General features: G+C 57.7%; 21 protein-coding genes. 5 read left to right on the forward strand and 16 right to left on the reverse strand.

Features of this window, described 5'->3' with window-relative positions; all coding sequences use genetic code 11:
• Nucleotides 1-61: 61 nt before the first annotated feature.
• On the forward strand, nucleotides 62-769 hold the full coding sequence (locus ACR0NF_RS10015) for an IclR family transcriptional regulator (protein ID WP_170361245.1): 708 nt from the start codon (nucleotides 62-64) through the stop codon (nucleotides 767-769).
• Nucleotides 770-777: 8 nt separating this feature from the next.
• On the opposite strand, the gene ACR0NF_RS10020 is transcribed toward ACR0NF_RS10015, so the two are convergent.
• The 9 genes from ACR0NF_RS10020 to ACR0NF_RS10060 all read right to left on the reverse strand — a co-directional run bounded on the left by ACR0NF_RS10020 (nucleotide 778) and on the right by ACR0NF_RS10060 (nucleotide 8,712).
• Nucleotides 778-1,581 carry an ABC transporter permease gene (locus ACR0NF_RS10020; RefSeq protein WP_170361248.1) on the reverse strand — a complete coding sequence of 268 codons (804 nt, stop codon included), beginning with the start codon at nucleotides 1,579-1,581 and terminating at the stop codon, nucleotides 778-780.
• Nucleotides 1,582-1,591: 10 nt separating this feature from the next.
• On the reverse strand, nucleotides 1,592-2,494 hold the full coding sequence (locus ACR0NF_RS10025; protein WP_170361249.1) for an ABC transporter permease: 903 nt from the start codon (nucleotides 2,492-2,494) through the stop codon (nucleotides 1,592-1,594).
• Nucleotides 2,491-3,579, reverse strand: a complete 1,089-nt coding sequence (locus tag ACR0NF_RS10030; RefSeq protein ID WP_170361251.1) for an ABC transporter ATP-binding protein — start codon at nucleotides 3,577-3,579, stop codon at nucleotides 2,491-2,493. Before ACR0NF_RS10030 ends, ACR0NF_RS10025 begins: the two co-directional genes overlap by 4 nt.
• A gap of 56 nt (nucleotides 3,580-3,635) precedes the next feature.
• Entirely contained in the window at nucleotides 3,636-4,694 is a 1,059-nt protein-coding gene (locus tag ACR0NF_RS10035) for an ABC transporter substrate-binding protein (protein WP_170361253.1), read from the reverse strand.
• 1 nt (nucleotide 4,695) lies between these two features.
• Nucleotides 4,696-5,544: an alpha/beta fold hydrolase gene (locus ACR0NF_RS10040; protein WP_170361255.1), complete on the reverse strand. Its 849-nt coding sequence runs from the start codon at nucleotides 5,542-5,544 to the stop codon at nucleotides 4,696-4,698.
• Nucleotides 5,545-5,554: 10 nt separating this feature from the next.
• Nucleotides 5,555-6,613 carry an ABC transporter substrate-binding protein gene (locus ACR0NF_RS10045; protein ID WP_170361257.1) on the reverse strand — a complete coding sequence of 353 codons (1,059 nt, stop codon included), beginning with the start codon at nucleotides 6,611-6,613 and terminating at the stop codon, nucleotides 5,555-5,557.
• Between the two features lie 471 nt (nucleotides 6,614-7,084).
• Complete coding sequence (locus ACR0NF_RS10050; protein WP_170361259.1) at nucleotides 7,085-7,984, reverse strand: HNH endonuclease; 900 nt, start codon at nucleotides 7,982-7,984, stop codon at nucleotides 7,085-7,087.
• 4 nt (nucleotides 7,985-7,988) lie between these two features.
• Nucleotides 7,989-8,219 carry a hypothetical protein gene (locus tag ACR0NF_RS10055; RefSeq protein WP_170433635.1) on the reverse strand — a complete coding sequence of 77 codons (231 nt, stop codon included), beginning with the start codon at nucleotides 8,217-8,219 and terminating at the stop codon, nucleotides 7,989-7,991.
• Between the two features lie 70 nt (nucleotides 8,220-8,289).
• On the reverse strand, nucleotides 8,290-8,712 hold the full coding sequence (locus ACR0NF_RS10060) for a helix-turn-helix domain-containing protein (protein WP_170361359.1): 423 nt from the start codon (nucleotides 8,710-8,712) through the stop codon (nucleotides 8,290-8,292).
• 367 nt (nucleotides 8,713-9,079) lie between these two features.
• Here ACR0NF_RS10060 and ACR0NF_RS10065 point away from each other — a divergent pair, with 367 nt between their 5' ends.
• Nucleotides 9,080-10,174 (forward strand): tyrosine-type recombinase/integrase, encoded by a 1,095-nt coding sequence (locus ACR0NF_RS10065; RefSeq protein WP_170361263.1) that lies wholly within the window; start codon nucleotides 9,080-9,082, stop codon nucleotides 10,172-10,174.
• Between the two features lie 224 nt (nucleotides 10,175-10,398).
• Here the strand turns inward: ACR0NF_RS10065 and ACR0NF_RS10070 are convergent, their stop codons facing one another.
• The 7 genes from ACR0NF_RS10070 to ACR0NF_RS10100 form a co-directional block, all read right to left on the reverse strand.
• Nucleotides 10,399-11,454, reverse strand: coding sequence for an ABC transporter ATP-binding protein (locus tag ACR0NF_RS10070; protein WP_480471411.1), 1,056 nt, complete (start codon nucleotides 11,452-11,454; stop codon nucleotides 10,399-10,401).
• The gene (locus tag ACR0NF_RS10075; protein ID WP_480778178.1) at nucleotides 11,454-12,701 is read right to left on the reverse strand and encodes an MGH1-like glycoside hydrolase domain-containing protein; all 1,248 of its coding nucleotides are present in this window, start codon (nucleotides 12,699-12,701) and stop codon (nucleotides 11,454-11,456) included. Before ACR0NF_RS10075 ends, ACR0NF_RS10070 begins: the two co-directional genes overlap by 1 nt.
• A gap of 5 nt (nucleotides 12,702-12,706) precedes the next feature.
• Entirely contained in the window at nucleotides 12,707-13,915 is a 1,209-nt protein-coding gene (locus ACR0NF_RS10080; RefSeq protein WP_480778179.1) for a carbohydrate ABC transporter permease, read from the reverse strand.
• A complete protein-coding gene (locus ACR0NF_RS10085; protein ID WP_480660189.1) occupies nucleotides 13,915-15,147 on the reverse strand; it encodes a carbohydrate ABC transporter permease in 1,233 nt (410 codons plus the stop codon). Before ACR0NF_RS10085 ends, ACR0NF_RS10080 begins: the two co-directional genes overlap by 1 nt.
• A 57-nt stretch (nucleotides 15,148-15,204) precedes the next feature.
• Nucleotides 15,205-16,560, reverse strand: a complete 1,356-nt coding sequence (locus ACR0NF_RS10090; protein ID WP_480778180.1) for an ABC transporter substrate-binding protein — start codon at nucleotides 16,558-16,560, stop codon at nucleotides 15,205-15,207.
• Nucleotides 16,561-16,589: 29 nt separating this feature from the next.
• Nucleotides 16,590-17,717, reverse strand: a complete 1,128-nt coding sequence (locus ACR0NF_RS10095; protein WP_480778181.1) for a LacI family DNA-binding transcriptional regulator — start codon at nucleotides 17,715-17,717, stop codon at nucleotides 16,590-16,592.
• A gap of 154 nt (nucleotides 17,718-17,871) precedes the next feature.
• Entirely contained in the window at nucleotides 17,872-19,359 is a 1,488-nt protein-coding gene (locus ACR0NF_RS10100; protein ID WP_480778182.1) for an ArnT family glycosyltransferase, read from the reverse strand.
• Between the two features lie 117 nt (nucleotides 19,360-19,476).
• Between ACR0NF_RS10100 and ACR0NF_RS10105 the strand changes: the two genes are divergently transcribed.
• The 3 genes from ACR0NF_RS10105 to ACR0NF_RS10115 all read left to right on the forward strand — a co-directional run bounded on the left by ACR0NF_RS10105 (nucleotide 19,477) and on the right by ACR0NF_RS10115 (nucleotide 21,319).
• Nucleotides 19,477-20,238 (forward strand): glycosyltransferase family 2 protein, encoded by a 762-nt coding sequence (locus tag ACR0NF_RS10105; RefSeq protein WP_480471418.1) that lies wholly within the window; start codon nucleotides 19,477-19,479, stop codon nucleotides 20,236-20,238.
• Complete coding sequence (locus tag ACR0NF_RS10110) at nucleotides 20,235-20,534, forward strand: lipid-A-disaccharide synthase N-terminal domain-containing protein (RefSeq protein WP_480660193.1); 300 nt, start codon at nucleotides 20,235-20,237, stop codon at nucleotides 20,532-20,534. Before ACR0NF_RS10105 ends, ACR0NF_RS10110 begins: the two co-directional genes overlap by 4 nt.
• A gap of 149 nt (nucleotides 20,535-20,683) precedes the next feature.
• Complete coding sequence (locus tag ACR0NF_RS10115) at nucleotides 20,684-21,319, forward strand: GNAT family N-acetyltransferase (RefSeq protein WP_480778183.1); 636 nt, start codon at nucleotides 20,684-20,686, stop codon at nucleotides 21,317-21,319.
• The last annotated feature ends 54 nt before the right edge of the window (nucleotides 21,320-21,373 follow it).

Raw genomic sequence — 21,373 nt, forward strand, 5'->3', positions numbered from 1 at the left:
ATTTCCAATTGCGTTCAAACCAGCTATAAAAAGTGACGGATTTGCGTCGAAAGGTCTGCCCATGCCCGACAAGCCCCGAACCCCCGACACGAATGGTGGTGTCGAAGCGGTTGAACGTGCATTGCGTGTTCTGGACAGCTTTGAGCCCGGAGATGCGGGGCTTTCTCTGAAAGAGGTCGCGGACCGCAGTGGTGTCAACAAAGCGACAATCCTGCGTCTGAGCGTCTCGCTTGAGAAATTTGGCCATATCACGCGCGACGCCGAAGGGCTGTTTCATCTGGGGCCGTCTTTGTGGCGTCTTGGATCCGTATTTCGCCAGAATCTGCGCATGGGGCCTATTGTGCGCCCGGTGCTGGCGAACCTGGTGAATGCGACGGGGGAAAGCGCGTCGTTTTACGTGCAACGCGGCAACTCCGGCGTTTGCCTCTACCGTGTCAATTCGCCCAGGCTTGCGCGGGATCATATCCAGGAGGGCGAGATAATTCCGCTGAGCACTGGCTCGTCGGGCCGGGTGCTGGATGCCTATTCCATCGGGCATGGCAAAAAGGCCAGCAGCATCCGCAAGGCCGGGTATTATCTCAGCCTTGGTGAACGTGATCCGGACGTTGCCGGGTTGTCTGTTCCGGTTCTTGGGCCTGAGGGCGAGCTGCTGGGTGCCGTCAGCCTGTCGGGTCTGCGCGTTCGCTTCAATGAAACCGCTGTCGAAGGCTATCGCGCTGCGGTGCTTGATGCCGCCCGCCAGATCCGGGCCGAGATTGGTGTGATATAAAGAGCCCATCATTTGTCAGCATTCTTGTTGCGGCCAATCAACTGAACGCCGATGAGCGCCGTGATTGATACGAAAATCAGGCAGGTGGAAATCGCGGCAATGGTCGGATCAAGCTGATCGCGCAGTGAATTGAACATGCGGCGGGTAATTGTGGCATTTTCCCCGCCCGAGACCAGCATCGAAATCACCACCTCATCCAGCGATGTGATGAAGGCCAGAAAGGCCCCGGTCTGGATCGAGAATTTGACTTGGGGTACTGTTATTGTCCACAGCGCGTAAGCTCGGGACGCACCCAGGCTGCGCGCCGCCAGTTCCTGATCGAAGTCATAGTTCTGCAAGCCCGACATCACGGTCACGATTACAAACGGCAGGGCCAGCGCGGTATGGGCGATCACAATACCGGTCAGTGTGTAATTGAGCCCCAGCTTGGCATAAAGGCTGAACACGCCGACGGCGATCAGGATCACCGGCACGACAATGGGCATGATCACGAGGATCTGCGCAGTGTTCCTGATCCGTGGGGTGGAGCAATGCAGCCCATAGGCACAAAGAGAGCCTAAAGGCGTCGCGATCGCCGTGGTCAACACTGCCGCGATCAGAGAGGTCTTCGTGGCGCTCATCCATTCCGCAGAGGTGAAATAGGCCGTGTACCAGCGGAACGAGAACGACGTCGGCGGGAACTCCAGAAATGAGGCCCCCGAAAACGACATCGGGATCACGATCAGCGTGGGCAGGATCAGAAAGAACAGCACCGCGATACCGACCACCGTCAGCCACAGACCGTCAATTTTACGTTGTCCGACTTGTTCCATTCTCAGATCCTTAGCGCATGAAGAGTTTGTCGAGACCGAACACACGGTTCATCAGCCAGATCATCGCCAGTGCCAGCAGCAACAGGACAACGCCCAGGGCGGATGCAGCCCCCCAATTGGAATAGACTGTGATCGTGCTTTCGATCCGCTGCGCCAGCATCTGCACCCGGCCACCGCCCAGCAAAGCAGGTGTGACGAAGAACCCAAGTGACAGGATGAAGACCAGCACGATGCCGGCAAAAAGGCCCGGCAAGGACATCGGGAAAAACACCCGCCAGAATGCGCCGCGCGGGCTGGAGCCAAGCCCAACGGCGGCCCGAACCAGGTCGGTGTCGATGTTGCGCATGGTGGCGTAAAGCGGCAAAACCAGAAACGGCAGCATGATATGTACCATGCCAATGATTGATCCCGTGAGGTTGTGCGCCAGTTGCAGCGGTTCCTCGATGATGCCAAGCGACATCAGCGACGAATTGATGATGCCATTGCGCTGCAACAGCACCAGCCAGGCGTAGGTCCGCACCAGAACCGACGTCCAGAACGGGACCAGCACGAAAACCATTAAAATGGCAGCCGTTCTGTTCGGCATCCTGGTCAGCCAGTAACACAGCGGATATCCGAGCAGGACACAAATCACCGTCACGGCGATGCTGATCTGAAAGGTGACAACAAAGGTCCGCCGATACAAAGCACTTTCAAAGATACGCGCATAGTTTTCCGTGCTCAACTCACCCGCCGCATTGTAAAATGAGAGCGAAGACAGCCAGAAAATCGGCAGAAACACGACAATCAGAATTGCGAGAACCGCGGGCATCGAAAGCCCCAAAAACGTCAGGCGTTCACGGCGCTCTTCGGATTTGAGCGTGCTTGCGTTCCGAAGCGTCTGAGCGGCCCCAAAGGACTCGGCGATGCTCATGATACATTCTCCGGTACGATGATCGTGTCTTCGGGATGCAGGGCCAGGCCAATTTTCTCTCCCTTGGAAGGCAGACCCGTCTGGCCCGCGCGATTGGCAGGGACGCGCACATTGATCTGGCCTGCGCTGTCGTGCTGAACGATAACCAGCACGCTGTCGCCTTGATAAATGATGGCGTCGACCCGGCCGGACAAATCATTGGCTGTTTCAGGCACAGCACCTGAGGTGACCTCCAGCAGCTCAGGCCGGATCACCAGGCGATGGCCGCCGCTCCCCGGAGCAATAGGCAAATCGGATTTCAGCACGCGTTCGCCAAGATGCGCCGTATTATTGGCCACGTTCACCGGCGCCGAAATGGATTCACCGATAAAATCCGCCACAAAGAAGCTGTGAGGCTGGCGATACAGCCGCTCAGGGGTCTCGACCTGCTCGATCCGCCCATGATTGACCACCGCAATGCGATCCGACATCGTCAGGGCTTCGCGCTGGTCATGGGTTACATAGACAATGGTTGCATCCAATTTTTGATGGAGCGCCTTCAATTCAATCTGCATGTGCTCGCGCAGCTTTTTGTCGAGCGCGGACAGGGGTTCATCCATCAGGATGATCTGCGGCTCGAAAACCATGGCGCGGGCCAGAGCCACACGCTGTCTTTGGCCGCCGGACAATTGGGTGATGCGCCGATCCCCATAGCCGCCCAGCTGTACGGTATCCAGCGCACGCTCGGCGCGGGTCTTTTGATCGCTTTTGGAAACTCCGCGGATTTTCAACGGATAGGCTACGTTTTCAGCCACCGTCATGAATGGAAACAACGCATAGCTTTGAAAAACCATGCCAAGGCCGCGTTTGTGCGGCGGCGTTGCAATCATTTCGCGTTCGCCAAACCGAATCGACCCGCCATCAGGACGCACAAATCCGGCCAGCGCCATCAGGAGCGTCGTTTTGCCGGAGCCCGACGGCCCAAGCAGTGTCAGAAATTCGCCTGCAGCGATATTCAGCGATACATCATCGAGCGCTTTGACTGATCCGTAGGCTTTGCACAGGCTGGATATGTCGATGGGAAGGGATTGGGTGGCAGAGGACATGCTAGCTCCTGACTTGAAAAGTGGGCGCAGTGCCAAATGCGCTGCGCCCAGATGGATTATTGCTGGATCAGAGTGTCGAACTCTTCAGTCAACTCACCCAGCTGGCCGATGTAGAAGTTCGGATCGACCAGAAGCTGCTTGCCGTAGTTGTCGGGATGGGTGTTGACCTTAACCGCCATTTCTCCCGAGATAATACCAGTGTCAAACGCACCGGTGTTCACCGGGCCCAGCGGCATCGTGACCGCCAGCCGTGCCTGCGCTTCGGCACTCAGCAGCTCATTGATCAGGCGCATGGCGTTGTCTTTGTTCGGGGCACCTTTGGGCACCAGCAGACAGTCGACATCCATCGTCCCTCCATCGAAGGCATAGGCGACTTCAATGCCGGATGCGATCACGCTTTCCACGCGGTTATGGCCCATGTGGATCACGTCCACCTCTCCATCACGCAGCAGCTGCGCGGACTGCGACCCGCCACGATACCAAACGGTGACCTCTGGTGCGATCTCTCCCAGTTTGGCCCAGGCGCGCGCTTTGCCTTCGTCCGTGGCCAATGTGTCGTAGATATCGGCCATCGGCACACCGTCGGCCATAAGGGCGGCCTCAAGGTTGTAGTTCACCTTGCCGTGCATGCCGCGCTTGCCTGGGAAGTTTTCCAGATCCCAAAACTCTGCCCAGTTGGACGGACCATTGTCGCCAAAGGCATCCTTGCGATACGCAATCACCTTGGTGAAGTTGATGAAGCCGATATAGTTTTCGTGGATCAGCTCTTCGGGGATGCCCGTTGTGTCGACAATCGAGTAATCAATCGGCTCAAGGCTGCCCTCACGGCTGAGTGTTTCACACGAGGGCAAGTCCTGCTCGGTCACATCCCAGGCGACGGCACCCGCTGTGATCTGTGCGCGCACGTCCTGAATACCGTTTGTGGTATCTTCCTTGACCGTGACATTCAGCGCGCCGGCGGCAGGTTCCAGCATGGCGCTGCGCAATGCGTCCTGAAAGGACCCGCCCCAGGATGCAAACACCACCTCGCCCTCGGCGAAGGCTGGCGCAGCCATTGCCAGGCTGCCGGCAACGAGGCTGGTCGCAAGCGACAGTTTTCTCTCTACTTTTTTCATGTCAGTTTCTCCCTTGATATTCTCTCGTTATTTGGTTGGGTTTTTCGTGGTGAACGCCGTGGTTGACTTGCAATGTCTCTTCCACCCAGTCGGCGATCAGTTGCGGCCGTTCGTACATGATGAAATGGCCGGTATTCGGCACCAACTTGATCACCGCCCCGGGAACCCGCGCGCGCAAGGCATCCAGCCAAAGCGATGCGGGGTGGGTCGTCGCCGATCGGCGAACTTCGTGTTCGTCCAGCGACGTTGATTGCAGGATTGTGACCGGGCAGGTGAGCCGGTCGATGGCCGGAACAAATTTATCGCGATCCCATGCAGCCATCGCATGGTAATACGCCTTCAAAACGTCTGCCGGATATTGCGCAGCCCGGTTCACAATATCACGTTTTTGATCTGGATCGAGGTTGTTGACCATCATCCCACCGACTGCCGCCTCCGCCCATCCTTTCTGACCAAGCTGCGCAAGCTGCTCTGCCAGACGCGCAACGGCTTCTTCGGGGTCTTCAGGAACGTTGCTGCCATCCAGCAAAAGAAGATGAGAGACGCGTCCTGGCCAAGTCGCAGCCAGTTCGATGGCAATCCGGGCACCCATGCTGTGCCCGACAAGGGCAAAGCGATCAAAACCCAGATCATTTGCCTGGGCAATCACATGGGCCGCGCAGTCGCTGAGACTGATCGCTCCCCCCAGCGGCACGGCATCGGGGCATCCCGGAAGCTTCGCAAGCCCAATGTGGGCACTGTCTGGAAGGAGCGGGGAGACACCGCTCCAATCCTGCCACCCGCACGCCCAGCCATGAACGAAAAGGACGTTCAAAGGTTCTGCCGGATCGGATGAAGGACTGGAGCGCATCAATTTGGGCCTACTGCTGAACCAGAGTGTCAAACCGCTCTTGCAGTTCTGCGAAGTTTTCGACGTAGAAGCTTGCGTCAATAACCACCTGGGTCTTCATATTGTCAGGGGCGGCATTGTTTTTGGCTGCCAGTTCGGGCGAGATCAGCCCGGTTTCAAATGCATGCGCATTGACAGGGCCGTAGGAGATGGCCACCGCCATGCGCGCCTGCGCTTCGGCCGACAGCATCTCATTGAGAACCCGCATGGCGTTTTCGCGATTTGGCGCGCCCTTGGGTACCAACAGGCAATCCGCGTCGGTCGTGGCCTGGTTCCAGGTATACCCAACCGTTATTGCATCGGCATTCAGCGCTTCTGCGCGGCCGTTGCCGATATGAATGAAGTCAATCTCTTCATCTGCCATCAACTGCGCCGCTTGCGAGCCTCCCCGATACCAGACCGTGATATCGGGCGCGATCTCCTCAAGCTTGGCAAAGGCCCGGTCTACGCCGCCTTCACTCCGCAGAGCGGTGTTTACATCCGCCGGGTCGACACCATCCGCCATCAATGCCGCCTCCAGCGCATGCGACACCGAGTTGAACATCGCGCGTGTCCCAGGGTAGGCTTCGGTGTTCCAGAAATCCGCCCAGGACTGTGGGCCGTTCTCACCAAACTTCTCTGCTTGCCAGCCGATGACCAGTGAATAGGTCAGCATGCCAACCCACTCGCTGTCCACAAGGCTGGACGGCATGCCATCGGTCGAGACCACGCCATAGTCGATGGGTTCCAGCGCCCCCTCCTGCTTCAAACGGGCACAGTCGGACAACGCCTGTTCGGTAATGTCCCAAGCAACCGCACCCGCAGTGATCTGCGCACGCACGTCTTGAATGCCGTTTGTCGTGTCTTCTTTGATGGTAAGACCCAGCTTTTTCGCCGCTGGGTCCAGCATGGACTCCCGAAGCGCATCTTGGAATGAACCTCCCCAGGACGAAAACACCACCTCGCCTTCGGCGAAGGCAGACGTGGCAATGACCAGACTACCGGCTACGAGACCCGCAGTGAGCGTCAATTTTCCGTTATCTTTCGTCATGTCAGGCTCCTCCCTAACTGTTGGTTGGCTTGCGGGTCCGCGACATGGGCGATCCCATCATCTTTTGCCTTAACGTTTCATTAGACAAAACGTCATTTCATTTCAACTAGTGCTGATACTGGAACTGGTCAAGGATTCTTTTGACAGCGCAGGAGTCAAACCCCACGCTTTCGGAGCCTCAGAGCCGAGCGAAACGTCGTATTTCGCCCTTATGCTCTGCGTCCATCTCGCTTCGATTTTGGGCGAATGGTATCGAAGGCAGGCTTTTCCTGCCCCAAGTTGATTGCCGCCGAGAGAAGCTTTTATGGGATTAAACGGACCGCAATCTCTCGCTCACCCACCCATGGCCAGCAAGTTCGAATGGCAGCTTCACACCAGTTCACGTCCCTTGATCCTGGCCGCAGCATTGGTGAGTTTGGGCTCTTTCCGGCCGTTAGCTGCGTTTTGCACCAAGGTCCGCACTGAGTATCGTTAATGCTTGAAACAGTTCTCTCTGTGCCAGGTTACAAACTCTGCCCTTGGCCGGTTGGCGAGGCGGTCCGGCACCAAGATCTTGCCGGACGAGTTAATCATCGACGTCACGGCTTCGATGTCGTTGCTCTGACGGGAAACCAGAATTGTCACGTCGTCAGCTAAACCAACGAGACCGCGATCAAACATCCAGTGCGCGGTTCCGGACAGGGCGAGCCCGTTGCTGACGATGTCGGGTCCGTCATGCTCTACAGGTCTGATGTGAGCGGCTTCCACTTCAGCTCGGCCACCGCCATTTATCAGACGTAAACCAGTGATGGCGCAGCGCTCGCCGTAGGCGCGCAGGACGTTCTTTCTGAAATTACGATCGCGAACCGCCCGGTTGGTCAGTTGGTTGACGCGTTCCCGTGCGGGCATGTGTCGGAAAGGTGTTTGCGCGTCTTGAAAACCTGGCAGCTGCATCGAGTCACCAACGCGAGGCAGGATGTCCTCGTCCCGTCCAAGACCACGTTCGACAATTCGGGCAAAGTCTTCAGCTGAAAGGGTTCTTACCGCAGCTTGCGCGCGTCCAGATATCTTGCCTTGATCGTTCAGCAATCCGCTTTCGATGACTGAATTCTCGTCTCGGAATGAAACAGGGTCGCCGAAATCAAGATAGGTCCCCGGCTTAATCACCGCCAAGAACATTTCCGGTTTCCTAGGATCCGGAATGATCTCCTGGACCTTAGCGACAGCAAAATAGCCTTTGGTCTCTTTGACCTTGCTTGGCTCCAGGTAGACGATCCAGTCCCCTTCGCACTGTTGGGCACGCGAGAGGTATTGCTTTGGAAATTGATACCGCTCCGAGGGAATGTCTTCGTAGACCGAGTCGCTGCGATGGATGAAGATACCGAAGGCCATCGCATCACCCGCGTTGAAGACGTTCCAGTTTTCGATCGGCCGCGCGTAGGGTCAGTACCGCACCTGTCAAAAATGGAAGCGCCAAGCCAGCTGCGGCGATCGCAAAAATCAGGATGGCAGCAAACACCGAGTATTCGGCAGGCTGTTGCGCCAACGATAGTTGGCCCAAACCAATCAAATAGAAGACGCTGGTTCCAAGCAAGATTATGTAAAGCGGCCCAAAGGGTTCGATCACCTCTCGGCGGGTACGCTCCAAGACTGAGTGCCGCAACATGTTCCAGCGTTTGCTTGCCTTGTTCACCAGATTACTCCCTTACCAGCTCGATCCATGTGTGCACGTCGTCATCCGTCACTTCGCGACCTTCGACATGCGATTGATACCAACGGGTGACGATGGCCCCGCGCTTTTCACTTTTGATTCTTATGCCCTCATCGGTGAGGTGCTGATCCAGCGAGCTTTCAATGTGTTTGAGGGCTTCGAAGTCATGCCCCGCCCGAATGGATTTGGTGCCCAGAAGTAGCCAGGGCACGTCCACCTCGAACCGCTCACCCATCGCGACCAAGGCCTCTACAGGCATTCCGCGCTGGCCCTTTTCGTAGCTGTGATACGCGCGCGGTGAGACACCGATAGCTTCCGCCATGGCCGCTTGTGAGAAGCCGATTTCATTGCGAGCAATGGTGAGACGAGCACCCATTGCAGCAAAAAGATCAGCATGTTTCTGCGGCATCTGAATTTTCCAATTGACTACTTCGTCGAAATTCGCGAACTTTGCAAAAAATGACGAACATTTACAGTTAATCACATCTGACCACGTCAGAAGGTGCAGAACAAGCGATTCCATGCGTGTCGCTGACTCAACTTAAGTGGACAAGGACGAGTGAAATGGCAGAGACCAACTATTCAGACAGCTCGCAGATCCTGGGGCTCGGGAAAACACCCGCGCAGTGGGTCGAAGTTATGGCCGGGATGGGGATCGATATTTCAGAACGCACGTTGCGTGAACGCGCCAATGAGACGGGTGCATTTTATCGCCTTGGGCGAACCATGCTGATCACGCCCGCGCAGATTGATACGATTTTTGAAGGAGGCCAGTCATGCCGCTCCAAATTTACAAGAGGGGCCGTGTCTACTGGGCCAAGGGGTGGATCGAATACAACGGCAGGCCAATCGCCGGCCCATACCGGCGAAGCACTAAGGCATCTACAGAAGAGGGCGCACGGGACTGGATAAACCATGAGACCGAACGTCAGATCCGTCGCTATGTCGTGGGCGACGAACCGAGCAAGACGTTCTCTGATGCAATCATGCTCTACAACGCGTCCCCGAAGGCGGCGAAGCAGTTGATCCCGATTGTCGAAGTGATCGGCGACCTGTCGTTAGGTGCGATATCTGGCGCGTTACTGAAAAGCCTTGGGCCGAAGCTGAAACCCAAAGCGTCGACGGATACCTGGTGGCGCGAGATCGTGACGCCCGCGAGTGCGGTGATCAACAACGCGCATGAGCTGGAAGGCACGCCGCTGATCCGCGTGAAACCCTACGACAAGTTCGAGCGGATCGCTCAGGACAAGCGGCGAGGGAAGCTCAGCCGCGTCGAGCGCACACCAGCTGATAAGGAATGGATCGAGGCATTTTGTCGTGCCGCCGACCCATACAATGCCGCACTGGTGCGTTTTATGTTTGAGACGGCTGCAAGGATTGATCAAGCCGTGTCCTTGGAGCCCGATGACCTAAGGCCGCACGAAAACAAAGTCCGCGTGAAAGCTCAGAAGGGGCATCCGGAAAGCTGGATCACCGTTTCGCCTCAGATGATGGACGAGCTACTCGCGCTGCCTCCCAAACGTCCCAAGAACCGCAAGACCGGCAAGCTCATGAAGGCGCGCATCTTCGGCTATGGGAGCTCCACCGGTTACAACACGCGCTGGAAGACGATCTGCAAACGCGCGGGCATCTCGTACCTTTCAGCCCACCCGGCAGGGCGGCACGGGTTCTTCACGGAGCTTGTTGTCCGTCAGGGCGTCGATCCCGTCACAGCAGCCAAGGCTGGACGTTGGTCAGACCCCAATTTGCCCATGCGGATTTATGCCCACGCAGAGACCGATGAGGCCGACATTAGGGCCCGTTTTCGTACAAACCACGTACAGGATGACACTGTACAAGCACCCAACAGTAAGAAATCACAAAAGGAATAGCGCTATGAACGCATCCCTCCTAAGGGGCAGGTTGCAGGTTCGAATCCTGCCGGGGTCGCCAGCCTGACTGATATCATTAGGAAAATGTTGCGAGGGTGCTGGCCGCACAGGGTGTGGGCCAGCAATTGTTGTGGTTCAGGGGCATCTCGGCTTTTCATTACGGTCGAGGTGTGACCCATTCATTTGAACTGACTGAACAGCTTCAAGCAGAAGGTCAGCCGAATTTATTCCAGACTCAGCGCGTCGCCGTTTTCGTCGAAGAAGTGCAACATATCAGTCGGGAATTGCAGGCCAATATTTGCCCCCGGTTTGAGGTCTGTGTCCCCGTTCAGGCGAACGGTCACTTTCTCTTCCGTACCGCAATCCACGATCAGGAACGTGTCTGCCCCGAGGTATTCGATCACTTCTATGACGCCATCGCTTTGGCCGTCTCCTGCCGCGACCACTTCGATGTGTTCGGGTCGGATGCCAAGCCTGTTGGCAATTCCAGACCCAGAAAAACTGCCACCTCTGCCACGGTCCAGAGTGTAGCTACCGTCTTGAGCAGTGCAGGGTAGTATGTTCATTTTCGGACTGCCGATGAACTGCGCCACAAACAGATTGGCCGGGCGTTCATAAAGCTCTCGCGGGGTGCCGACTTGCGCGATTTTACCGTATTCCAGCACGACGATGCGATCAGCTAAGGTCATCGCTTCGACCTGATCGTGCGTCACATAGATCATCGTCCGCTTCAGGTTTTGGTGGAGCTTTGCAATCTCATACCGCATTTCGACCCGAAGGGCTGCGTCGAGGTTTGAGAGAGGCTCGTCGAACAGAAACGCCGTCGGATCACGTACGATGGACCGGCCAATGGCGACGCGTTGACGCTGACCGCCGGACAAGTCCTTGGGCCGACGTTCCAGGAAGGGGCCCAGCTTCAGTACTTCGGCGGCTTTGTTGACCTGCTCAGCGATCTCAGCCTTCGGGACCCCGGCCACCTTTAGCGAGAAGCCCATGTTTTCAGCGACCGTAAGGTGCGGATAAAGCGCGTAGGATTGAAAGACCATTGTCAGCCCCCGCTTGGACGGCGGATGGTCCGTGACGTCGCTGTCATTGATCAAAAGCGAGCCACGCGAGATGTCTTCAAGCCCGCCAATCATGCGCAGCAGCGTGGATTTTCCGCAGCCGGACGGGCCCACGAAGACAATGAACTCGCCCTCTTCGATCTTAAGGTCGACACCTTTGATGACCTGAGCCGTGCCGAACCATTTTTCGACTGATTTTAGTTCGATGCTGCCCATTAGTTCCTCCCTGCCCAGTGCAGCCAGACAGCCGCAGTCCAGGTGAATGAATTTCCTCCGGCGGGGCTACCGGTGAGTGGATCGTAATATTCCGCGAAGCCGTTCGTTGCGATCAGCTGCGCGGTTTTCAGACGTAGTGCTTCGGCTTCTGACAGGTGCCCCATGTCAGCCAGTCCGAACCCAATCAGCATGTTCATGAAACCCCATGTTGGGCCTCTCCAATACCTGCGCTGGTCGAAGTTGGGCATCGCTGGGTCATAGCTGGGAACCGGATATGGCACATTCGCAAGCGCCGCCTGCAACCGTTCCAGCATGGGCTGTGAATCGAGGCCCGCATACCAGCAAAGATACGACGCGTTAGAGACGCTTCCTGCCCATTCACCAGTCAGCGCATCGCGCGAGTCGAACGAGTTCAGCGTTTCGTTCCACAATGATCGAGCGCCGGCGTTGAGCTTCTGAATGTCATCGCTTAGCCCATCCGCCGCAATACCAAGCCTTTCGCTGATCACGAGCAGATCGCGCGCGGCGCGCAGGGTGATGAACGTCATAGTGGGATCGGCGACCCGGAATGGGTTCAGGCCCAGCAGTTTCTGCTGATCCCAGCCGACCTGGCACCCGATCTGAACCAGTTTGATATACCGATCATAGTCGTACTTGGTCGGTCGATCGGCGCTGTTGACGTGGCTTGTGTCACGCCGCTGATAGTCTCCAACGCCTGTGGGGTCGACGCCTTTCATCGCCTTGTCCCAGTCGGGCGCGTTATCCCGGCCAGCTTCCCACGGATGTGTGGTGCAAACCGCGCCGTGTTCGTCGAGTCGCCATCTCATGATCCAGCGATGCCACGCCAGCAGAGACTGGAAGAGAGCACGAACGTGGTCCGCGCCCGCATCGCCATCTTTTTCCCAGATCTTCCGCGCCACAGTTGCAGCCACTGGGGGCTGAATGATGCCAGAGGACGGGATCGGCCCATGGCCGCCCCAGACATCCGGACCAGGGAAATATCCGTCATCCTGTTTGTGGAACAGGATGTGCGGCACCAGTCCATCGTCCCACTGGCCTGAGAACAGTGTTTCCAGTTCGACCCATGCCCGGTCTATGTCGAACTCGGCAAAGCCAAGCGCCGCAATCGCGCTGTCCCAGTTCCATTGATAGGGGTACAGCCCCTCGGTCGGGATGGTGTAGCCGCCGCGATCATTGGCAACCAGTATGTTGCGCGCCTCGCGGTCGGGGTTTGTATGTTGGTTCATCTCAGTCATCCTTTGACGGACCCCGCAGTCAGGCCCTTGGTCATGAAACGTTCAAGTCCCAGGAACAGCGCCATGATCGGAACGGTGGCGATCACCGCACCGGCCATCAGATGCTGTCGGGGAATTTCCGAGGAATTCAGCATCGTGACGCCTCGGGTCAGGGTGAATTTCGACGGGTCGTCCAGCAGCATGAAGGCCAGCAGGAACTCATTCCACGCGATCATGAAGACATAGAGCGACACCGAAGCCAGCGCAGGCAAGCTGAGTGGCAGGGTGATCTTCCAGATCACCGCCAGCCGCGACAGCCCATCCATCAGACCGGCCTCTTCCACCTCCGTCGGCAGGCCACGGAAATAGCCTTGCAGCATATACAGCGCGACCGGGATCGTGGTGACCGGGTAGATCATGACGATGCCAAGGATCGAGTTGCGCAGCCCGGTCAGTGAGAATGCGATATAGATCGGCAATGCCAGAACAATCATTGGCACCATGTAGATCAGCAGGATCGAGCGTGAGAACGCCTTTTGCCCTTGGAACCGGAACCGTGCCACCGCATAGGCGCCGGGGACGCTGAACAACAACGTGATGAACACCGTCAGGACTGAGACATAAAGCGAGGTCCACAGATAGGTGCCGAAGTTGAAATCCCGAAACAGCTCGGTATAGCTGCGAAACAGCGCGGTGCCTTGCGATAGATCGACCGAGAAATCCAGCGGGTTCTGCAACAGGGCCTGCTGCGATTTCAGGCTGGTCATTACCATCACATAGAACGGGATGATCACAATCGCGGTGAAGAAGATATAGCCGAAACCCGTGCAGAACCGGATCACCGCCGCTTCGTATTCATGACGCGTGAGTTCTCCGAACGGCGTCTCTTGCAGGATTGCTGCCATGGACAGGTGCATCACGACAGCCATCGCGATCACGGTGACCAAGACCGCCTGCAGCGATGTGTCCGACCCGATCAGAACCGGCCCGAACCCGGTCAGGCAGGACAGGCCCAGCAGCGCGGATATACCCAGACGAGCCGGTGCGCGCTGCGCCGGGAAGCGGACATAGATCAGACCGGCCAGAGCCCCCCAGATCAGGCAGAGCAGGACCTGAGGTCGGAACGCTGCCCCGGTTGAAAATGACATGGTGATGGCGACAGTTGTGGCGATCACCACCAGCCAGAGCGCGCCCAACAACGGCGCGGTTATATACCCTTTGCGCATCACAAACCCTCCTCACGGCTGATGAAGCGGAAGAAGACGAAGCTGAATGCGATCAGGCAGAGCAGGATTACTACAGCCACCGCCGCGCCTGCGCCGATGTTTGAAATCGCAAAGGCCTGTTCATAGACATTCACCGTCAGCGTGCGGGTACCCGCGTTGCCGCCGGTCAGCAGGAAGATGTCGTCGAACTTGTTGAACGTCCAGATGAAGCGCAGCAGGAATAGTACCGACAGGATGCCCAGCAGTTGCGGGATGCTCAGCAGCCAGAACTTCTGGAATGGTGAGGCTCCATCCATATCCGCTGCTTCATACATGCTAGAGTCGATGGATTGCATCCGCGCCAGAATGAACAGGAAGGACAGCGGGAAATAGCGCCAGATCTCGAACACTGTCACCATGATCAGCGCCAAAGGGCGTTCCCCGAAGAAGTTGATCGGTTCACTGCTTAGTCCCATCTGCACCAACAATGCGTTGGCAGAACCTGAGAACGGGTCGAACAAGGTGACCCATGTGAAGGCCACAGCGATGACTGGCGCCACATAGGGGAACAGATAGAGGCCGCGTATGAACCCTTGTCCTTTGAAGCTTTTGTTCAGCAACAAGGCTGCAAACAGGCCCATCACCAAAGCCCCGATGGTGCCGACAACGGTGTAGAACAACGTGACCCATAGAACGCCCCAGAACTCGTCACCGTCAAAGACACGGGCGAAGTTTTCCAGGCTGAATTCAAAGTTGGTAAGCACGCTGGGCCCGCTGCCGGTCAGGTCGGGTTCGGAGCCTTCGATCAGGTCCTCAAACGCGTCTGGATCACCGTCCACTGTAACGGGGATGCGGATACGTTCGCGCTGCCCGCCTTCCAGAGTTCCAAAATCACAGAACAGGTTTTGCCCGTCCAGAACGCAGGGGCTTGTCACCTCGCGCGCCGTTACGCCGTCTGGCAGAACATCGGTCAGGGTGACGCCGCCAACGGCGATCTCCTGGCTTGAGTTGCGCAGACGGTATTCGATCCGCAGATCGTCGCCGGATCCGCGCAGACTTTCACGAACGACCGGTGCAGGCGGGCGCAGGTCAGACAGGGTGAACGGTTTGAAGCTGATCCAGATGATCGCCAGCAAGGGCAGGATCACCACAAGCGATACACTGATCACGGTCGGAGCCAGCAGCGTCCAGGCCAGACGCGCCTCGCGTTTGGCTAACGCCCCGGTTCCTGTCGGTGGGGTGGCCGAAGTCATGGGATACCTCGAAGGGTTGGGTGCAGCGGCGCATTCGCCGCTGCAGATGTCACAAGGTTACTGAACCTTGGCGAGTTCGTCGTTCATCGCGGCCACCGCAGCGGCTGCATCAATTTCATCATCGATATACTGACGCACGACCCGGTTGATGGCCTGGCTATTGATCATTTTGGACGCCAACGCCAGCTGACCCTCGGCGACGCCCCAGCGCTGCGCCACGTCCAGACCACCAACGATCTCGTCGATCATCGCCTGATCGTACAGCTCGCCCAACGGCGCCTTGCGATCGACACCGACGGGCAATTCGGCCCAGGCTTCGGAGAAGGCGGTTGGGTTGTCAGCATTGCCGCGACGGACCGGGAACTTACCCTCGGGCGCGATGGCCAGCGTCTGGGTATAGCCCTGATCCATGGCGTATTTCACAAACTCCATCGCCGCGTCGGTATCCGCGTCGTTGGTGATGCCAAAGTAACGAACGTCACCCCAAGCCGCGCCATCCGGATTGGACGGGCCAGCGAAGTTGGTCACGATACCGGTTTTCGACGCAAGATCGCGCGAGGTCGGATCATCGTTGATGGTGGGCGGGGCGCTGTCACGCAGACCGGCCAGTTCATCCAGAATGAACGGAGACCAGATGATCATCGCGGCCTTGCCATCGAAATACAGTTCGCGCGACTGCTTCCAGAACAGCTCACCCGGAGGCGAGGCTTTCGAGATTGCCTTGTAGAAATCCAGAACCTCGGTCGTTTCGGCCTCATCCAGTGGCTGGAAACCATCCGCACCCACCGGCGTCACGCCATTGGCGAGGAACACATGCTCCAGCACCTGGCTCATGAAGTTTTCGTCCACCTTGGTGGCGGCGACAAAGCCATACAACTCGGGCGGGTTGTGCAACTGCTCCAGCGCGGCAAGGACATTAGCGAAGGAATTCGGGGCCTCAAGTCCGGCCTCATCAAACAGGTCCTTGCGATACACAACCATCTGGGTCCAACCATCGACCGGCACCGATGCGGTTTCACCGTTGAACGCCGCCATGCCAAGCGCGCCGGGGGCGAATGTGTCAGCGCCCAGCTCTTCGATCACTTCGGTCGCGGCTTCGGTGTCCAGAATGCCTGCCTCGGCCCATGGCAGGGCGTATTGCAGCGGGTGATAGACCACATCCGGCAGATCGCCAGCGGCAAAGGCGGCTGTGGCGCGGGTACCCAGATCAGTTTCGGTGACCGGAATCACCTCGACCGTGGTGCCGGTTTCAGCCTTGAACTGATCGGCCATTTCCTGTTGCTTGGCCAGCCGCTCGGGCTGTTCTTCGGTGGTCCAGAAGCGGATCGTATCCGCATGTGCCGACGCCGCCGTAAGTATCAGCGCAAGCGATGTTCCAAGCATCATTCGCGATGCTGCAGGTGCAATTTTCATAGTCGGTCTCCTCCCCGGTTATGAACGTTCTAAAGTTGGATTTTCCGGGCCAGCTCCTCGGGGGTCAGCCGCGGTGGCCCGTCGGATTCGCGCTCGATCAGCACAGCCTCGCTCAGCTCGCGCAGATCAGCGGGTGCTTCACCGCGAGTCTGGCGGATCAACATGGTTGCAAGGCGTTCACCGGCACGCTGAGAGTCCACGCTGAAGGTAGTCAGCCCGGGACTGACATATTGGCATTCGGGTATGCCGTCATATCCCAGGATTGAAACGTCGCGCCCGATCTCAAGGCCCAGTTCTGTGCAGACCGGATAACACCCCAGCGCGGCCAGATCCGTTGCAAACACGATCGCTGTTGGCGGGCGACCTAATGTCAAAAGCGCGCGCGCCTCAACAGCACCTTCTTCGCGCGTGCGCGCGCCTTCCCGGATCAGCTCAGGATTGGCGGGCAGACCTGCGGCCTTGAGACCTTCGAGATACCCGTCGCGGCGCAGATGGCTGTAGTTGAATTTCGGATCGCTGCCGACATAGCCGATGCGCGTATGGCCAAAGCGGACGAGTCGATCAACCGCATCCCGGATCGCCGTTTCACCGGAGATATCGAACCAGGATGTGTCATGCTGCGCGCCCGCTTGCCCGTATCCGGTACGTCCATAAAGGATAAACGGAACTCCCAGCTCTCTGAGGTATTTCACGCGCGGGTCGTCGACCTCGGTCCGGGGTAGGATGAACCCATCGGCCTTGCGTTCTTCGACAAGCCGCCCCAGTACTTCAAGCATGTCTTTCTCGGACTTCGCCGTGGAGATTGTCATTGTCCAATCTAACGCGCTCGCCGCTTCGCACGCGCCTGCCAGAAAATCCTGAAGAAACGGATTATGCCGGTCTGGTTCTTCGCTGTTGATCACCATTGCAATGGCGCGCACCCGCCCGGTTCGGATGGCCTGCGCATGGCTGAGCGGACGATACCCCATCTTACGCGCTGTGACTTCAACGCGCTTTCGCGTGGCCTCAGAAATATCCGGATACCCGTTCAAGGCGCGCGACACGGTGCTCTTGGAAAGCCCGAGATGCTTTGCCAGCTCGTCCAGCTTTACCCTTTTGGGGGACGAGAGGCGATGCGGTGAAGACTGACGCCTTTGCAGTGTTGGATTCGTTATCATTCCCTATTAATTCGTACCGAAACCGGTTTCGGCAACGAAAAAATAAAATATACCCAACGCTGCCAGAGGCGATGTTCAGGAATGCCTGGAAGAATCGAAGGCCCAGTCTAGGGTTGCAAAGCCCCGAGGCGATACAGCCATTACGGTCAAGGTCCTATTGGTTGATCAAGTTGTCCGCTGTCCAATAGACAAATTTTGTCCCGTTAACAGGCTGCCGGGCGAGACCGTCTAGGTCATCGGCAATTTGATCAAGCTCTTTCGCGCGGCAAACACCGCGCAACGGGCCGGAAACATAGCCAAACCGATCCAGATAACCGCGCAGATCAGGGCGCCTGATATAAACGAAACGCTGATCGGGTGACGCGTAGACCGAGGCTGCCCCCAGCGGCAGACGGTGCCGGTTGTCAAAGCCGCATACCACCAGTGTTTCGCCGGGCTGAACCATGGATTGCAGCGGTTCAAGCAGGTCCTGCAGGTCAATGCCGAACTGTTCGGCCGTGTTGGGGTGGCTATAGTCGACGGATCGTTTCAGTGGGCCTTTTTCGGACAGACAAAGCACAGCGATGAGCAGCACGCGCACCCAAAGCCGTTTCGAGATCAGCATGATACCGCCCGCGGCACCAACCATCAGCATCGGCAAGATCAGCAGCGTATAGCGGTCATAGACCTTCCCCGATGCCATCCACATGCCCAGGAAGAAAACCACGGCAATCCCGGTTGCGGCCAGCAGGCGGGGGCGTCCAAATTTGAAGGGCAGGAAGAACAGCCCGATCAATCCCACCAGCCGCAATCCCGGCGCGTTGCCCAGAATGATCTCCGAGAGTTTCTTCAGGCTACGGTCGGAAACGCTGGGTGCAAAACGGTCCAGCATCTCGGTACGCACACTGCCCTGAAACTCGGCCCCGAAGCCAAAGCGCAGATATTGAAACAGTGGCCAGAAGAAAGCTAGCAGCAGACAGGCCGCCATGCTCCACAGGAATGTCCGGTTTTTCCAGATCTCACTTGTGGGACGGTCCTGCCAACGCTGCGTCAGGATCAAGGTCAGCAAAGCGATCGCCAGAAAGGCCAGCGGTGTCGGGCTTTTCTGCATCCCGGACAGAAACACCGTAACGGCGAACCAGGGCCACAGGCGCGGACGCTCAAAAGCGGCCAGCATGATGGCGACGCCAAGGGTCGAGAAGAACATCGCGCCATTGTCCAGCATGGCCGAAGTGGCGTGACCCCAGAAATTCTGAGAGCTGGAGACCAGCAGCACCGCAGGCAGCATCAGCCAGGGATGATCCGGCACCATGACCCGTGCGAGCCAAGCGGTCGCGATCAACGTGCCCAGCGCAAACAGCATCGAAGGCAGGTGCAGTGCTGTCATATGTGACAGGCCCATCTCGATCATCGCCGCCGTCATCCAGTATTGCAGCGGAGGTTTCTTCAGGCTGGGTTCGTTCTGTGAAAAGACCGTGAACCAATCGCCGTTGCGGGCAAAGCCGAGGCTGCGGTCATAGGTGAAGAACTCATCGATCTTCGACAGCCCGTCCTGTCCCAGCCCGATCGTGTACCAACACCACAGAATCGCGATGACGATGCCCGTCACGATGTAAGGCGCCCAGTCATGCGCCAGAAGGCGTTCGGTCGATTTGACGTTCACCACGCCCACCTTTCGATCAGTTGTGCTGAAACCCGCTTTTCGGCTGGCTGGCTACTTGAATTTACGCTCCTGATCAATCACAAGCCATGGTGTCTGAATCAAGAACACAAATTCGTCATGCCCAGCGATACTCAGCCTCAGTCCGATAGCCGACCCACCGTGTCTGTTGTCATCCCCATGCATAATGAGCAAGGCGCCGCGGCTGATCTGCTGCAAGGCATCTGTGCTGCCGCTGCGGATTTGCCGGCGTTCGAGATCATCGCTGTCGATGACGGCTCGACAGACGGCACCTATGAGGCGCTGAAGACGTTCCAACAATCCTGCCCGCAACTGCGTATCCTGCAGCACAAACCTGCCGGAGGGCAAAGCGCCGCTGTTCATTCGGGCGTCCAGGCCGCGCGGGCCGAGATTTGCTGTACGCTTGACGGTGACGGCCAGAACCCGCCCGAGGAGCTGCCAAAGATCTGGTCTCCGCTGTTGGCGGATGACAGCGGGCAGATCGGTCTTGTGGCCGGGCAGCGGCTGGGGCGGAAGGACACCGTTTCGAAAAAACTGGCCTCGCGCGCGGCGAATGCGCTGCGGGGATGGATGCTGAAGGACGGCACCCGCGATACCGGATGCGGGTTCAAGGCCTTCCGCAGGCAGGCGTTTCTGAACCTGCCCTATTTCGATCACATGCACCGCTATCTGCCCGCGCTTTTCAAAGCCTACGGCTGGCAGGTCGCGCTGGTCGATGTCGCACATCAGCAGCGTCTGTCGGGGCAATCTAAATATACCAATTTCGGCCGTGCGATGGTCGGCATCTGGGATCTGTTCGGCGTCGTCTGGCTGATGCGCCGCGCCAAATCGGTCTCGGCAAAAGAGGCGGGTCGCTCGTGATTGAAACCATCCTCGAAATCCTGCATGTCGACAGCCCGACCGAAGCGTTGTGGGTTTTCATCGGCCTTGCGGGTCAGCTGATGTTCAGCGCCCGGTTCATCGTTCAGTGGATCACTTCGGAACGGGCCAAGAAGTCGGTCATTCCGATGGCCTTCTGGTATCTGTCCATCGGCGGCGGGCTGATCCTGCTCAGCTATGCGATCTATCGCCGTGATCCCGTCTTCATTCTCGGTCAGTCGATGGGCCTGTCGATCTATCTGCGCAACATTTTCCTGATCCGGGCTGAAAACCGCTAGGACCTCGCGCACGTTGTTGAGAAACCGGCCCACTCAGCGGGTCTCGGCTTATCTGAATCCTTGTGTGAACAAGTTATTTCTCGTTTTTGAATCATCTGTGCTAGTATCGCGCGGATAGATTTTTGTATTTGTATTCGGAGGCTTTGCCTTTGCCCAATGCTACACCCCGGTTGTTCCGGCTGCGTCCGCTCGAGAAGTCGGACATGGAAACGGCTGCGCGCTGGTTTCAGGATGTGCATGACCTTGCACTGTTTGACCGGACGTCACGCGTTCCGCTGAATCTGATGCAAACTGAACAGATGTGGGAAGAGGCGCTCAGCTCCGCGCCCGATTGCAGGAAGTGCTGGTTCATCATCGAATCCGAAGGCGGTGACGCGGTGGGTATGATCGGGCTCGAAGCGATTTCACAGGTCAACCGCGACGCCGTGATCCCGATCTTCATCGACAAATCCGTGCGCCGCCATGGCGTCGCTGTCCGGGCGATTGCGCTGCTGCTGGATTTTGCGTTCCGGCAGTTGGGGCTCAACCGGATCACGTCGTATTACCGGGCCGATAATCACAGCAGCCGCGATCTGATCAGTCAGGTGGGCTGCCAGATCGAGGGCACAATGCGACAGGCGTGGTTCGCAGACGGACAGTTCCACGACATGGTGGTTGTTGGTATGTTGCAGCAGGACTGGACCACACGGCGACAGGTTCTGGCGCAGGAATTGCATTCCGATACTGTGGTCAGTTTCGGTTCGGCCGATTGGAGCTGGCCGCCTCGGGCGGATTGCGATGACTGAAATAACGCCTGTATCGAGGCAGATTTTGCTAGAGTACACTCGTCGGATTCGACG

The organism is Ruegeria sp. CF4 (assembly GCF_056537345.1).